The following is a 14,135-nucleotide window of genomic DNA, read 5'->3' on the forward strand; positions in this document are numbered from 1 at the left end:
AGATTAACCTTCTGTTTCTTTCAAAATAATATAAATTTGAAACCCTAAAGCATTATTAATCAAGATCAAAACTAGATATATGAATATGAATTGGACAAAATCCTTATCAACAAATGTTGAAATACCGACAGTTTTATAAATAAGGAATAGATATTCAGGTTGAGGTAAATATAAAAGTAGCATAAAAGTGTTTTGAATTCGTCAGTTGAGATGTTTTTCTGCAACTACCCCGGCAAAATCAAATCCCTTTCAGTTAGAATAGGATCTCAATTGATCAACAGCGTTACAATTAATCAATAAGCGTTGATGAGAAAACGATTTTGAACGAGTCCGTGCTACCGACAAACCCCTACCAATTCGATACTATAGAAGCCGCCTTAGCCGATCTCAAAGCCGGGCGCTGTATTGTGGTAGTGGATGATGAACACCGCGAAAACGAAGGCGACCTAATTTGTGCCGCCCAATTTGCTACCCCCGATATGATTAACTTCATGGCGGTGTACGCCCGGGGATTAATTTGTTTGGCCCTAACTGGAGAGCGTCTGGATCAGTTAGACTTGCCCTTAATGGTGACTAAAAACACCGACGCCAACCAAACCGCCTTCACCGTTAGTATTGATGCGTCCCCTCAAATGGGCGTTTCTACCGGAATTTCCGCCGATGACCGCGCCCGCACCATTCAAATAACGATTAACCCAGGGACTCGTCCCGAAGATTTACGACGTCCGGGCCATATTTTCCCCCTGCGGGCTAAAGATGGCGGGGTATTAAAACGGGCTGGACATACGGAAGCCGCCGTGGATTTATCTCGGTTAGCGGGGTTATATCCTGGGGGCGTGATTTGTGAAATTCAAAATCCCGATGGGTCAATGGCGCGACTTCCCGAATTAATTGAATATGCTAAAGTTCACCATTTAAAATTAATTACAATTGCGGATTTAATTAGTTATCGCCTCACACATGACCGTTTTGTGTATCGAGAAACCGTGGCTCAATTACCGACACAATTTGGGGATTTTAAAATTTATGCCTATCGTAATTCCTTAGATAATACGGAACATATTGCATTAGTTAAAGGTGATCTGGAAAAATTAAAAGAAATGCCCGTAATGGTGCGGGTTCACTCCGAATGTTTAACCGGAGATTCCTTCGGATCTTTGCGTTGTGACTGTCGAATGCAGTTACAAACAGCGATGAAAATGATTGATTATGCCGGATCAGGAGTGATTATTTATCTCCGCCAAGAAGGACGCGGTATTGGATTAATTAATAAGATTAAAGCCTATTCTTTGCAGGATATTGGATTTGATACCGTTGAAGCTAATGAAAGATTAGGTTTTGCTCCTGACCTACGGGATTATGGCATGGGGGCGCAAATGCTGAATGATTTAGGGGTGCGTAAAATTCGTTTAATTACTAATAATCCCCGTAAAATTGCCGGGTTAAAAGGCTATGGGATTGAAATTGTGGATCGGGTTCCCTTAATTATTGAAGCCACGGATTATAATACGGTTTATTTGGCTACAAAAGCAGAAAAATTAGGGCATTTATTATTACAAACCTACTTAATTACTGTGGCTATTAATTGGGATGAATCTCAACCTTTAGTTGAAAATCCAGAAGCAGAATATATGGAGTCAAAACGCAATAAAACCTCAATTCTCAGCAGTTATGAACGGTTAGAAAAGTTGAGATTTTTAGCTAAAACCAATGATTTACTATTACAAGAAGAAGCTCGACCCGTAACAACCGCTTTATTTGATCAAGCACAATTAATTGTTAATTTAGGCTTTGATCAAGCCGGAGTCGCCGATCCCCATTGGTATCAACAACTAGATCATCCCTACCTGAAAGCCATTACCCAAATTTTAGATCAAATTACTCAATGGCCCCATCTCCAAAAACTACAATTTATCATTTCTTCCGGGGTTGATCCCCTAACCAATTTACAGGTACAACTCCATCGGGAACAATTTCCCCTAACTCAACTTCCTTGTTCCATTTGTCAACAATTACAACCCCAAACCATTTATAGTTTTTCATCCTAAATAATAGGAAAAAATAAACAAATATCAAAAAATCCCCCGTTGTTGGGCTTTAGCCCTAACAGGATGGGCTAAAGCCCAACAACGAAGTTCTTTCAATCTCTTGACGAAAAACAATAAACATTCTTATTGTAAAATGTAAGTTGTAATTAACTTTATGGCAAAATGTTGGAGTATGAACAATACAACAACCAGCTATAAACCCCCAATGCGTAACCAAAGTTACCCATTGCTAACCCCCAAAAAACTGCACTATGACTACTGAAAAACCCCTGGGTTCTGTCATTCAAGGTTCCTTAACAAAAGGTTTAGAAGTTCGCTTACATCCCGATGTGTCTGTAGAAGAAATGCGGGTAGGAAAATTTTTAGTCGTGCGAGGAAAGCGATCGCATTTTTTCTGTTTATTAACTGATGTCTCTTTAGGAACATCCAGCTTGCGAATTATCGCCAACCCTCCTCACCCCGATGATGATTTTTTACAAGCAATTTTAGCCGGAAATAGCACCTACGGAACTATTGAACTCAGCCCGATGTTAATGTTAAGTCGGGAAGTCTCAGAACGAGAAGAAGAAATTATTCGTGTTATCGCCCAACAAGAAAAAACCGTAGGGGCGAGGTCTTCTCGCCCTCTTAATAATGGAAAATCTGCGATCGCTTCATTCCAAACTCAAACCAATAACACCGAAATTGAACTCTTACCAGTAAAAACCATTCCCGTACATTTTTCCCAGGTTTATGAAGCCAGTGAACGGGATTTTAGAATCATTTTTGGTTGGGAAGATGACCCCACTCGGCGGAATTTTGCCATCGGTAAACCCCTGGATATGGATGTGCCAGTTTGTTTAGATTTAGATCGGTTTGTAGAACGTAGTAATGGAGTTTTCGGAAAATCAGGAACCGGAAAATCCTTTTTAACCCGGTTATTATTATCGGGAATTATTAAGAAGAAAGCCGCCGTTAATTTAATCTTTGATATGCACTCAGAATACGGCTGGGAAGCGGTATCGGAGGGTAAACAATTTAGTACGGTTAAAGGGTTAAGACAACTGTTCCCTGGTCAAGTGGAAGTCTATACGCTTGATCCTGAATCTAGCCGACGCCGAGGGATTAAAGATGCACAGGAATTATATCTAAGCTATGCTCAAATTGAGGTAGAAGATATTATGTTAGTGCAACGGGAATTAAATCTTTCCGAAGCTAGTATTGATAATGCTAATATTCTCCGTAGTGAATTTGGCTCATCTTGGATTTCTCAATTGTTATCCATGACTAATGAAGAAATTCAACTATTTTGTGATGAACGCCGGGGACATAAAGGTTCAATTATGGCGCTCCAACGGAAGTTACTACGGATGGATAATTTAAAATATATGCGTCCCAATTGTCCGTTTAATTATGTAGATAGAATATTACAATCTTTGGACGCGGGAAAAAATGTCGTAGTGGAGTTTGGATCGCAATCCGATATGCTATCCTATATGTTAGTAACTAATATGATCACTCGCCGGATTCACCACGCTTATGTTAAAAAAGCCGAGAATTTTTTAGCCTCTAAAAATCCCGTAGACCGTCCGACACAATTAGTAATTACTATTGAAGAAGCTCACCGTTTTTTAGATCCAGCTATTGTACGTTCTACTATTTTTGGAACTATTGCGCGAGAGATGCGAAAATATTTTGTGACTCTATTAATTGTTGATCAACGTCCCTCTGGTATTGATGCGGAAGTCATGTCTCAAGTTGGAACCAGAATTACAGCTTTATTAAACGATGATAAAGATATTGATGCAATTTTTACCGGGGTTTCTGGAGGACAAAGCTTGCGGTCGGTGTTATCAAAATTAGATTCCAAACAACAAGCATTAGTCTTAGGTCATGCTGTCCCGATGCCCGTTGTAGTTCGCACCCGTCCCTATGATCAAACATTCTATGAAGAAATTGGAGAAACGGACTGGACACAACAATCCGATGAAAAGGTATTAAAAGCAGCGGCTTTAGCTAAGGATGATTTAGGATTTTAAAATTTGGAAACCAAAAATTAAGATGATTTTAATATTTCCTATTGAAAAATAAAACCTTATAGCTTATAGTGTTATTATACAAAAAAACAGTTCATATTTTCTCTGTTTTATACCGTCGGTTTTGATACTCGAAAAGATTCTAATAATATCGGGGCAGTTTTAGCTTATAATCCCCTAACAGGTGTTCCTATTCCTAATCCTAATAACCCCAATTCTAATATCTTTGTTGGCCCAGATTCCCGCTTAAATCGACCCATTGGAATTACTTCTTATACACCACCACTATTTAGCGGGAGTCAATTTAATGAAACTTTCTCAGTAATCAGTCCCAATCTCGCTGTAGTCTAATTTATTGGCTGTCAAAATTTGTTTGCATGGGCATGGGAGAACCCATACACCCTGAAACCGATACCTGAAAGTTCGGTTATTACTCAATTACTACAGTTGTACTATCAAAACAATCAGGGCATGATGAAAATATGTTAATAAAATTGGCTACGATGGGAGGTTGCGCCATGAAACCCTTGACTTTTAACCCTAGTTATATGTCATAATCCTGTCAGGACGTTTATTAGCCCTAGGCTCTGGAGAGGAATCCTCTATTCAATCCTAACGAAAAATCAAGATAGGACAGAATTAGTCTTTACGGAGACAGACAGAATTCGGAATCCTTCCCAGAATCAAAGTGCGGGGGAGCCTTTGTTGTCGATTCCGGTATAAGTTCCTGTAGAGAGATGAAAAAAATTTGCTGCCCCTGTAAATTCTGTTTTTAGGAGTGTAATTCATAGTCATGCCAACTGTCAATACTACATACAAAGAGCAAGTGGCTTCCAGAAGCACTCGACCTGCAACTACCGACGCAGTTCGTACCTATTTGCATGAAATTGGGCGCGTTCCCTTACTGACCCGAGAACAGGAGATTACCTACGGTAAGCAGGTACAGACCATGATGCAACAGTTGGAAGCGAAAAATACTCTCGCAGAACAACTGGGTCGGGAACCGAGTCAGCAAGAGTGGTCTGATGCGGTAGAAATGAGTCAAGATGAACTTCAAACCATCTTGAAGCAAGGACGTCGGGCTAAGGGAAAAATGATCGAGGCCAACCTGCGTTTAGTGGTCTCCATTGCTAAGAAATATCAAAAACGCAACATGGAATTTTTGGATTTAATCCAAGAAGGAACCCTGGGTTTAGAACGGGGTGTGGAAAAATTTGATCCCATGCGGGGATATAAATTCTCGACCTATGCTTACTGGTGGATTCGTCAAGCTATTACCCGCGCCATTGCCCAAACTTCTCGCACCATTCGTCTGCCGATCCATATTACCGAAAAACTGAACAAAATTAAAAAAGTTCAACGGGAGTTAGTACAGAAATTAGGCCGCAACGCCACTCCGGGGGAGATTGCTCAGGCGTTAGAGTTAGACCCGGCTCAAATTCGGGATTATCTGTTGGCGTCTCGTCATCCGGTTTCTTTGGATTTGCGGGTGGGGGATAATCAAGATACGGAATTGCAAGATCTCCTCGAAGATCATAATACCTCCGCCGATGCTTTTGTCACCCAAGAGTTACTGCGTCAGGACTTGAAAAATTTACTGGCGGACTTAACAGCCCAACAACGGGAAGTTATTACCCTGCGCTACGGGTTGGAAGATGGTAAGGAGATGTCCCTGTCTAAAGTGGGGGTGCAAATGAGCATCAGTCGTGAACGGGTTCGTCAACTGGAAAGCCAAGCGTTGAGCCACCTGCGCCGTCGTAAAGCTCAAGTTCGAGAATATTTAGCTAGTTAGTCATTAGTTAAAAAAACACCTCTAGGGGTTGGGTTTCCCAATCCCTATTTTTTTGATAGGTAATAGGTAATAGGTAATAGGTAATAGGTAATAGGTAATAGGTAATAGGTAATGAGTTTGCACAGATTTAGAAGTGTCCTAACTGTAATGCGTAGCACTATAGCACTAATTCAAACAGTTAAGATATTAACAAGACCGTTAAACCCATTACCCATTACCCATTCCCCATTACCTAATATCCTACCAAGTCGGATCACTATAAATATTAATAGTCATTTCAGTTTTTCCGGGGGGAACAGCAGAAATACAAGCACAGATAAAATTATCTTCGTCTATTTCCACTTCACAAGCATGACAAGACCCCATTAAACACCCGGTAGGAATCACCACACCTGCCCGTTTTGCGACGTCTAATAAGGGTTCTCCTGGTTCGGCTTCAATAGTAACTTCGTCGGGTAAAAAATGTATTTTCATAATTAGTTTTAACCGCTAAAAATCAGATTTTTAAACTTAACCCAGAATAGATTTAAGATCCAAATGAGCTTCTACCGTATCTGCTAATACATCTAATAATATTTCTCGCTGTTCTCGATAATTAGCAATACCAGTAGGTAAAGGATTTAAACCCCTGGCTTTTCGCAGATGATTTAGCCAAGTTCGTCTCCAAGATCCGTTATCGAAAATTCCATGTAAATAATGACCCCAAATAGATTTTTGACCATTGACATATCCTAAATTTTGGTCATCAAATAAAGGAAAAATATCATTAGAATCTAAGAGTTGAGTTCTTCCCTGATGAATTTCATAGCCTTCAATGGGTAAATTTTTCTGGGGATAATTAGAAGTTACTAACCGTTGACGGGAGGTTTTTTGATTAGAAATTACTGTTTTTAGGGCTAATAATCCTAACCCTTCATAATCTCCTTGCTCGCCTTCTAAACCATAGGGATCAGATACGACTTTTCCTAACATTTGATAACCCCCACAAATTCCCATAACTTGCCCCCCGGCTTTAATATAATTTTTAATTTGATCAGCCATTCCCGATTCTTTTAATACTTGTAAATCTGATATAGTAGTTTTAGAACCGGGAAGAATTACAGCATCGGGATGTCCTAAATATTCAGCCGGGTTAACATACTTAATACTGACCGTTGATTCCGAATCCAAAGGATCAAAATCGGTGAAATTAGAAATGCGAGGAAAACGGATCACGGCAATGGTTAATTCCGTTTGGGGAGAACTAGAAGCACGATCTAATAAACTTAAAGAATCCTCTGCGGGAAACGGATTATCAATCCAAGGAATCACCGCAACTACCGGAATTTTTGTATATTCCTCTAACCAGATGATCCCAGATTCTAAGAGCGATCGCTGTCCCCTAAATTTATTGATCACAATACCGCAAATTAACGCCCGTTCATCGGGTTCTAATAATTGTAAAGTTCCCACAACATGGGCAAAGGCGCCACCCCGATCAATATCAACTACTAATAAGGTTTTCGCATTTAAGTATTTAGCCACCCGCATATTAGTTAAATCTCGATGTTTGAGATTAATTTCCGCCGGACTTCCCGCACCTTCACAAACTAAAATATCAAATTCTTGAGTTAAATAATCCAAACATTCGGTAATTGCTTTCCAACCCCGATCAAAATATTGTTCATAATAATCACTAGCTTTCACCACCCCCACAGATTTGCCTTTAAAAATCACCTGAGAGGTCATATTCCCTTGGGGTTTCAATAAAATCGGGTTCATCGTCACCGAGGGAGTAACTCCCGCCGCCCAAGCTTGCACCGCTTGAGCATAACCCATTTCCGATCCCCCCGGAGAAACATAGGAATTAAGAGCCATATTTTGCCCTTTAAACGGGGCCACTTTCACCCCGCGACGATGTAAAATCCGACAAATGGCCGTAACCATCATTGATTTTCCGGCGTGGGAAGTCGTTCCCACAATCATAATTGCTTTCATAAAGATAATTCTAAAGGCAGAACAATATTTTAATCCGTAAGGATAACTTAAAAACCTTTAACAATAGCCTAGCAATGTTATGGGATGATAGTTGAGAATTTCCAACAGTTTTGATATGGCCCCTCAACTGCGTATTTATGTCCCACCCCATCCCCTGATTAAACATTGGTTAGGGGTTGCTCGTGACCAGGCGACGCCTCCGGGTTTGTTTCGGACGGCGATGACGGAGTTAGGACGTTGGTTAACCTATGAAGCGGCGAGGGACTGGTTACCGACCCTGGAAACAACGGTACAAACCCCCTTAACCGAATGTAATGCAACTTTTGTAAATCCTGAAGTTCCCCTAATTGTAATTCCAATTTTACGCGCTGGTTTAGCCTTAATGGAGGGAATTCAAAGCGTTGTACCTCTATCTTCGGTATATCATTTAGGCATGGTACGCAACGAAGAAACCTTAGAGCCTACTTGCTACTTAAATAAATTACCCGCCCAATTTGACCCCCAAACCCGGGTGATCATCAGTGAACCCATGTTAGCAACCGGGGGAACAATTATGGCGGTGATGGCCGAACTTACCCAACGTCATCTTGACCCGGCTTTAATTAGAATTATTTCCATTGTCGCCGCCCCCCCAGCGTTACAAAAGTTAAGTCAAGCCTATCCCAGTTTGCAAGTATATACCGCTATTATTGATTCGGAAGTTAATGCACAGGGATTCATTATACCAGGGTTAGGGGATGCGGGAGATCGCACCTTTGGCACTTTTGACCGTCTGCCTACCCAATCGGAGTAAAATCAAGCTATTGTGAAATATTGGTTAAATTATGGGTAATCGAGACGGCTTTACCAGTGGCTTCTTCCTCGGTGCAACCTTAGGAGGTTTGGTTGGGGGGGTATTAGGGGTGGTACTTGCCAACCGCATCAACAATCAAGATCGGGTTGATTCCTTATTAGAAATACAAGGAAAATCGGGGAGGGCGACTAAATTGACCGGGGACAATATGGAAACCGCCCGTTTGGGTTTGGAGGATAAAATTTCTCAACTCAATCAAGCCATTGATGATGTCCGTCAACAGTTAGGCAGTGTAAATGGTAATAGTGGGTCAGAAACCGAAAATTAATTGATTCTAGCTGCTGGTTTGAATCTATCCCCTGGTTTCCAATGTGGTACACTGGGGAACATAACTTTATGTCAAATTTCAGTCAAACATCCAAAAAATTTTATGGCACTTCCTTTAGGTTTACTCGCTAGTACCCTGGCACAGTTCCTGAACATTTATATGTTGATCCTATTTGTTAGGATTCTATTAAGCTGGTTTCCGACAATTAATTGGTATGATCCGCCCTTTTCTATCTTAAGCCAATTAACTGATCCCTACCTCAACCTATTCCGGTCTTTTATTCCCCCTTTAGGTGGAATTGATTTTTCTGCGATTATTGCTATTTTTGCCTTACAATTTGGTTCCCAAGTCATTATTGCTTTATTAGGAAGTATGCAGCAAGTATTTTAACTCAAACGTAGTAAGCCCTTCAGGGCTTATTTCTTCCCAATTTAAGTTAGGAGTCCTAAAGGACTTACTACAGTAGTAAGCCCTTCAGGGCTATCTTTTCCCCATTGAGTTAGGAGTCCTGAAGGACTCACTACATTGTTCTATGAATTCTTCTCAATTAATTCTCGATATAAACTCTTGGGTTTAACGCCTTTGAGGTTTTCAATTAAATCCTTATTTTTGAAAAACTGCACCGTCGGAGTCCCCACTACCCCTGCATTTTGGGCAATTTCAGGATCTTCTTCAATGTCAATTTCAATATAGTGAATCTTACCCTCAAATTCAGCCACGACTTTATCTAAAATCGGTTTGAGGGCATGACAAGGCCCGCAGGTTGGCGAAGAATATTTTACCATAATTAGGCGATCGCTATCATGGTAAAGTTTCCGCAACGCATAACCCCCGATATGGCGAGTATTCTGGATATCGAAATTCTCCGAATTAGTATTTTGAGGTGGAGTTGACTTCGGGGTTTCCACTTCCGGGGTTTCCGTCTGTTGAAATTCCTCCCCTAACCCATTTAGCGATAACCAACGTTCTGCTAACATCGCCCCCATACAACCACTACCCGCCGCCGTAATTGCTTGACGGAATTCATGATCCTGGACATCCCCGACGGCGTAAACTCCCTCCACGCTCGTTTCTGGAGTCCCGTGTTTCGTAACAATATATCCCACTTCATCCAGTTCTAACTGTCCTTGGAAAATTTGGGTATTAGGAGTATGACCGATAGCATAAAATAAACCCTGTACAGGTAAATCTTGCTGTTCTCCCGTCTGATTATTCTTAATTTTAATCCCCCCTAATTTGCCATTTCCATAAACATCCAGCGCCTGGGTATGCCAATGTACAGTAATTTTAGGATGGGTTAAAACCCGTTGCTGCATAGTTTTACTCGCCCGTAGTTCATCCCGTCTAACTAATAGATGAACATGGGTGGCGTATTTAGTTAAATAAACCGCTTCCTCGGCGGCCGTATCTCCTCCCCCAATTACCGCTAATTCGACTCCTTTGAAAATTGGACTCGCCCCATCACAAATAGCACAGGCGGAAATTCCCGCATTCCAAAAGGTTTCTTCCTGGGGTAAATTTAACCGTTTCGCCGTTGCCCCGGTAGCAATTACAATAGTATGGGTTTTGATTTCCCGGTCTTCCGATTTAACCGTAAAGGGACGTTGACTCAAATCAACGGAAATCACATCCTCAGTAAATAATTCCGCCCCCCACCGCTGGGCTTGGGCTTTGATTCTATCCATGAGTTCTGGCCCGGTAATGCCTTCGGGAAAACCTGGGAAGTTCTCAACTTCTGTAGTGGTCATTAACTGCCCCCCCGGTATCCCCCCAATTTGATAGCCTTCAAAGACCACGGGTTTCAAATTCGCCCGTCCTGCATAGATGGCGGCGGTATAGCCCGCAGGCCCAGAACCAATAATAACAAGGTTTTCAACGGTTGGGTTTGTCATGTTTATTTCAAACTCATAACGACTTCATGTAAGGAGATTATAGCAATTTATTTCCTAATCTGGCGAGGTCATAATCTGGAGGATGATTTGTTCATATTTCTTGCCTTACGGTTTGCGTTAAAACACTGTTTTCCTTATTTTGCAAGGGTTTTAAGTTTTGATGGTTACTCTTATGGATTTGCGTTAAAACACTTTTATGCCCAAAAAGGGAGATAACAGGCATAGCGAGTAGAGGTTGATTCAGATTCATCTGTCTTGATCAAGCCAGCTTCTTTGGTAGCTCCTAAATGGAGTCGTAGCAGTAACCAGCAATCTATACGATGGCAAAAAAAACTTACCATTAGATATAGAATTATATCAAAAAGCCGAGTTTGCAGCCTACAAAGCAAGTTTAGGCTTGATTTGGGCTTGATTTTTGTTTAAGTCCCACTAACTACACATAGTTAAAATAAGTCCCCGATAAGCGTAAATTTTTCACGTCTGAGACAACGCCAATTAACTCATCCTGAGCATCAAAGATATTATTCCGATTGGTGTCTCGGAAAATGCCCGTGTCAGAAGCATGGAAAGGAGATGCCCCTAAAACATAGTCCTTAGAATCGCCAAACAATTGAATGGTGTCTTGATGTTTTTCAAAATCTTTAAGATGAATATTCTCATATTCTAGTCGAATAATTATAAATACCTATAACTCTTATATTTTCTTAACTTAACTTTTAGGGAAACATGAGAATGCTGAAAAGCTAAAATCTTGATCCGAACTCATTCATTATATTTTGGATTAATTGAATAGATATCTGTCTTAAGGAAGACTCTTTTTCGGTGTGCTTGCTATTAATATTTATACAGATAACTAAGCCAACTGTAAAAAATTAGTATAGTTCAATTCGGTTTATTTAGCTGTAATCAAGCCAATACGGAGGATATCATGAGTTTAGAAAATCGTGTTAAAGCAACGGCAAAAAATATTGAAGGTAAAATTCAAGAAACCGTGGGGGATATAACTGGAGATCCTCAAACTCAAGCGGAAGGAAAAGCCAAGCAAGCCGAAGCAAAAGTCCGTCATACGGTTGAAGACGTGAAGGATGCAACCAAAGACGCCATTAACTAATCAGTTATCAGTAGAGACGTGCTATGGCGCGTCTCTGGCAGTTATCAGTTAACGGTCTATTAAATATTAAACTGACTACAGATTACTGAATTGAATATTTTAATGTCAATATTTTAAGGGTAATTATAGTATATTATTTTTGAGGCTGGCTTGGTTTATCCCTAGTCAGGTTTTTTGATGTTAGACCTTGATCAGAATTTCAGTTGCTACAAAAATAAAATTTAAAATCAATGGAAGATCCCCAAAAGACTCGTGTTATTCCCGTTGGAATTATGGCAGGAATTGCCGCCTGCTTAATTGCTGTGGGCGCAGGGTTAAGCTGGTGGACATTAAGCTCCCGTTCTCCCAAAGAACCCGTTGTTTCCTCCCCAACCCTAACCTTACCACAGCCCACTCCCTCGCCATCGGAAACCGTTGAGAAAACCCTCGCTATTTATTGGGTAGAGGATAAAAGCGGTAAGTTGGCGATTATTTCTCAACCTGTACAAATTCAAGCCCAAAATGACCCGACGGTATTTTTAAATATCGCCCTGGATCGATTATTAGCAGGGGTTTCCGACCCGAATCAATTTAGTGAAATTCCTAAAGGAACAAAACTTCTGAACTTAACCACCAAAAATGATGAAGTTTATGTGGACTTATCCCCCGAATTTACCCAAGGCGGGGGGAGTGCATCCATGACTGGACGCTTAGGACAAATCGTTTATACTTCTACGACCCTTAACCCCAACAGCAAAGTTTGGCTATCCGTTGCCGGAAAACCTTTAACGGTATTGGGGGGAGAAGGCTTGGAAATTGCGCAACCGATAACTCGCTCAACTTTTGATCGGGAATTTCGGTTTTAATCCGGCTTAATTTTAATTAATGGCTGGCCATATTCAACGGGAGAACCATTTTGAATTAAAATTTCCATTACTTGGCCAGAAAATTCGGCTTCAATTTCATTCATCAACTTCATGGCTTCAATAATGCAAACGCTCTGACCCGTAGAAATGCGATCGCCAATTTCCACAAAAGGCGCTTCATCAGGTGCAGGAGAACGATAAAAGGTTCCCACCATGGGGGAAGTAATTTCGACCCACTTCGATTCCGGCGAAAGAGGTGGAGGAGCAGCCACTGGCGTTGCTGGGGTCGCTGTAGTGAGATTTTCCCCAACTGGAGGAACAATCGCAGTGGGTACCACCGGAGACGACACCAACTGTGAACCAACCCCCGCAGCCGTTAACAGAGTTTCAACCGAGGATAAAGCCTGAGATCCGGGCGAAACTTCTTTACGAACGGTCAGTTCAAAATCTGCGCTTTTGAGTGTTAGCTCTGAAATATTAGTTTTATCGAGATCAGCCAGCAGTTCACGAAGCTGGTTCAAATCTAGTTGCACAGTTGGTATGTCTCCCCTAAATTTGCAGTCTATCTTGATTCAGTCCGTTGGGTGTATGTTTGACCCATCGCCCAACAGTCTAAACCGCTTAAATATGAAATCATAGTTCGGCGAGTTTTCACTCTCGACCTTGGTAGCTGTCGGTACGGGTATCAATCCGAATTCGTTCCCCTTTAGTAATAAATAAGGGAACCATCACTTGAGCACCTGTTTCCACAATAGCGGGTTTTGTACCCCCCGTGGCGGTATCTCCTTTGACTCCGGGATCGGTTTCTACCACTTCTAAGATGACGGAGTTCGGGAGTTCCACTTCCAGAACCTGTTCTCCCCAACGAACCACGCTAACGGTCATGCCATCTTTAAGATATTTAACCCGATCGCCAATTTCAGATTCCTTCAAACTGGCTTCTTCATAGGTTTCCATATCCATGAAAACGAAGTCTTCCCCATCTTTATAGGTATGTTGCATTTCACTTTTTTCCAGGGTCGCTTGAGGAACAGTCTCTCCCGCCCTGAAAGTGCGTTCTACTACACTACCGGTCTGTGAGTTTTTGAGTTTTGTCCGCACAAAAGCAGAACCTTTTCCGGGCTTAACGTGCAGAAATTCTATTACACGCCAGACTGAACCATCTAATACAATCGTGACACCTGTGCGAAAGTCGTTACTGGAAATCATGCAAACACTAATACCTGGGCAGAATAATCGGCATCCTATTTTACCCCAAAATCGGGAACAGGGGATTAATTTTTTTCCTGCGACAACGGGCTAAATAGTGGCAAGATCAGTATAGAGAACAAAAG

14 protein-coding genes are annotated in these 14,135 nt (G+C 41.3%); 8 read left to right on the forward strand and 6 right to left on the reverse strand.

Features of this window, described 5'->3' with window-relative positions; all coding sequences use genetic code 11:
- The first annotated feature begins 320 nt into the window (after nucleotides 1-320).
- The 3 genes from ribBA (at nucleotide 321) to NMG88_RS07345 (ending at nucleotide 5,855) form a co-directional block, all read left to right on the forward strand.
- Entirely contained in the window at nucleotides 321-2,048 is a 1,728-nt protein-coding gene (gene ribBA / locus NMG88_RS07335) for a bifunctional 3,4-dihydroxy-2-butanone-4-phosphate synthase/GTP cyclohydrolase II (RefSeq protein WP_254035267.1), read from the forward strand.
- 251 nt (nucleotides 2,049-2,299) lie between these two features.
- Nucleotides 2,300-4,066, forward strand: coding sequence for a helicase HerA domain-containing protein (locus NMG88_RS07340; protein WP_042153113.1), 1,767 nt, complete (start codon nucleotides 2,300-2,302; stop codon nucleotides 4,064-4,066).
- Nucleotides 4,067-4,856: 790 nt separating this feature from the next.
- Nucleotides 4,857-5,855 carry an RNA polymerase sigma factor, RpoD/SigA family gene (locus NMG88_RS07345; RefSeq protein ID WP_042153116.1) on the forward strand — a complete coding sequence of 333 codons (999 nt, stop codon included), beginning with the start codon at nucleotides 4,857-4,859 and terminating at the stop codon, nucleotides 5,853-5,855.
- A 240-nt stretch (nucleotides 5,856-6,095) separates the two neighbouring features.
- On the opposite strand, the gene NMG88_RS07350 is transcribed toward NMG88_RS07345, so the two are convergent.
- Together NMG88_RS07350 and cobQ are read right to left on the reverse strand one after the other, a co-directional pair.
- Complete coding sequence (locus tag NMG88_RS07350) at nucleotides 6,096-6,329, reverse strand: 2Fe-2S iron-sulfur cluster-binding protein (RefSeq protein ID WP_026788975.1); 234 nt, start codon at nucleotides 6,327-6,329, stop codon at nucleotides 6,096-6,098.
- A gap of 36 nt (nucleotides 6,330-6,365) precedes the next feature.
- Nucleotides 6,366-7,832, reverse strand: a complete 1,467-nt coding sequence (cobQ, locus tag NMG88_RS07355; RefSeq protein WP_042153119.1) for a cobyric acid synthase CobQ — start codon at nucleotides 7,830-7,832, stop codon at nucleotides 6,366-6,368.
- Nucleotides 7,833-7,947: 115 nt separating this feature from the next.
- Between cobQ and upp the strand changes: the two genes are divergently transcribed.
- The 3 genes from upp to NMG88_RS07370 all read left to right on the forward strand — a co-directional run bounded on the left by upp (nucleotide 7,948) and on the right by NMG88_RS07370 (nucleotide 9,343).
- Nucleotides 7,948-8,625, forward strand: coding sequence for a uracil phosphoribosyltransferase (gene upp, locus NMG88_RS07360; RefSeq protein WP_042153122.1), 678 nt, complete (start codon nucleotides 7,948-7,950; stop codon nucleotides 8,623-8,625).
- Between the two features lie 31 nt (nucleotides 8,626-8,656).
- Nucleotides 8,657-8,953: a ssl2009 family thylakoid membrane protein gene (locus NMG88_RS07365; protein WP_042153125.1), complete on the forward strand. Its 297-nt coding sequence runs from the start codon at nucleotides 8,657-8,659 to the stop codon at nucleotides 8,951-8,953.
- A 102-nt stretch (nucleotides 8,954-9,055) separates the two neighbouring features.
- Nucleotides 9,056-9,343 (forward strand): YggT family protein, encoded by a 288-nt coding sequence (locus tag NMG88_RS07370; RefSeq protein ID WP_026794466.1) that lies wholly within the window; start codon nucleotides 9,056-9,058, stop codon nucleotides 9,341-9,343.
- A gap of 140 nt (nucleotides 9,344-9,483) precedes the next feature.
- On the opposite strand, the gene trxB is transcribed toward NMG88_RS07370, so the two are convergent.
- Both trxB and NMG88_RS07380 read right to left on the reverse strand, forming a co-directional pair.
- Nucleotides 9,484-10,845: a thioredoxin-disulfide reductase gene (trxB, locus tag NMG88_RS07375; protein ID WP_254033355.1), complete on the reverse strand. Its 1,362-nt coding sequence runs from the start codon at nucleotides 10,843-10,845 to the stop codon at nucleotides 9,484-9,486.
- Nucleotides 10,846-11,278: 433 nt separating this feature from the next.
- Nucleotides 11,279-11,455 carry a hypothetical protein gene (locus tag NMG88_RS07380; protein WP_254035268.1) on the reverse strand — a complete coding sequence of 59 codons (177 nt, stop codon included), beginning with the start codon at nucleotides 11,453-11,455 and terminating at the stop codon, nucleotides 11,279-11,281.
- Nucleotides 11,456-11,773: 318 nt separating this feature from the next.
- Here NMG88_RS07380 and NMG88_RS07385 point away from each other — a divergent pair, with 318 nt between their 5' ends.
- Both NMG88_RS07385 and NMG88_RS07390 read left to right on the forward strand, forming a co-directional pair.
- Nucleotides 11,774-11,956 (forward strand): CsbD family protein, encoded by a 183-nt coding sequence (locus NMG88_RS07385; RefSeq protein WP_027255065.1) that lies wholly within the window; start codon nucleotides 11,774-11,776, stop codon nucleotides 11,954-11,956.
- A gap of 230 nt (nucleotides 11,957-12,186) precedes the next feature.
- Nucleotides 12,187-12,801: a GerMN domain-containing protein gene (locus tag NMG88_RS07390; RefSeq protein ID WP_235751230.1), complete on the forward strand. Its 615-nt coding sequence runs from the start codon at nucleotides 12,187-12,189 to the stop codon at nucleotides 12,799-12,801.
- Here NMG88_RS07390 and accB read toward each other — a convergent pair.
- Nucleotides 12,798-13,334: an acetyl-CoA carboxylase biotin carboxyl carrier protein gene (gene accB / locus NMG88_RS07395; protein WP_042153134.1), complete on the reverse strand. Its 537-nt coding sequence runs from the start codon at nucleotides 13,332-13,334 to the stop codon at nucleotides 12,798-12,800. The two genes, NMG88_RS07390 and accB, sit on opposite strands and share 4 nt — an antisense overlap.
- A gap of 118 nt (nucleotides 13,335-13,452) precedes the next feature.
- Nucleotides 13,453-14,010: an elongation factor P gene (gene efp / locus NMG88_RS07400; RefSeq protein ID WP_042153136.1), complete on the reverse strand. Its 558-nt coding sequence runs from the start codon at nucleotides 14,008-14,010 to the stop codon at nucleotides 13,453-13,455.
- Nucleotides 14,011-14,135: the final 125 nt, after the last annotated feature.

Origin of the sequence: Planktothrix agardhii, from assembly GCF_904830935.1 — a bacterium.
Classification (GTDB): domain Bacteria; phylum Cyanobacteriota; class Cyanobacteriia; order Cyanobacteriales; family Microcoleaceae; genus Planktothrix; species Planktothrix agardhii.

Coding starts and splice junctions, on each gene's coding strand:
- upp (WP_042153122.1), top strand. CDS start 7,948: ATGGCCCCTCAACTGCGTATTTATGTCCCACCCCATCCCCTGATTAAA.
- efp (WP_042153136.1), bottom strand. CDS start 14,010: ATGATTTCCAGTAACGACTTTCGCACAGGTGTCACGATTGTATTAGAT.
- NMG88_RS07385 (WP_027255065.1), top strand. CDS start 11,774: ATGAGTTTAGAAAATCGTGTTAAAGCAACGGCAAAAAATATTGAAGGT.
- NMG88_RS07350 (WP_026788975.1), bottom strand. CDS start 6,329: ATGAAAATACATTTTTTACCCGACGAAGTTACTATTGAAGCCGAACCA.
- cobQ (WP_042153119.1), bottom strand. CDS start 7,832: ATGAAAGCAATTATGATTGTGGGAACGACTTCCCACGCCGGAAAATCA.
- NMG88_RS07370 (WP_026794466.1), top strand. CDS start 9,056: ATGGCACTTCCTTTAGGTTTACTCGCTAGTACCCTGGCACAGTTCCTG.
- trxB (WP_254033355.1), bottom strand. CDS start 10,845: ATGACAAACCCAACCGTTGAAAACCTTGTTATTATTGGTTCTGGGCCT.
- NMG88_RS07365 (WP_042153125.1), top strand. CDS start 8,657: ATGGGTAATCGAGACGGCTTTACCAGTGGCTTCTTCCTCGGTGCAACC.
- NMG88_RS07345 (WP_042153116.1), top strand. CDS start 4,857: ATGCCAACTGTCAATACTACATACAAAGAGCAAGTGGCTTCCAGAAGC.
- NMG88_RS07390 (WP_235751230.1), top strand. CDS start 12,187: ATGGAAGATCCCCAAAAGACTCGTGTTATTCCCGTTGGAATTATGGCA.
- NMG88_RS07340 (WP_042153113.1), top strand. CDS start 2,300: ATGACTACTGAAAAACCCCTGGGTTCTGTCATTCAAGGTTCCTTAACA.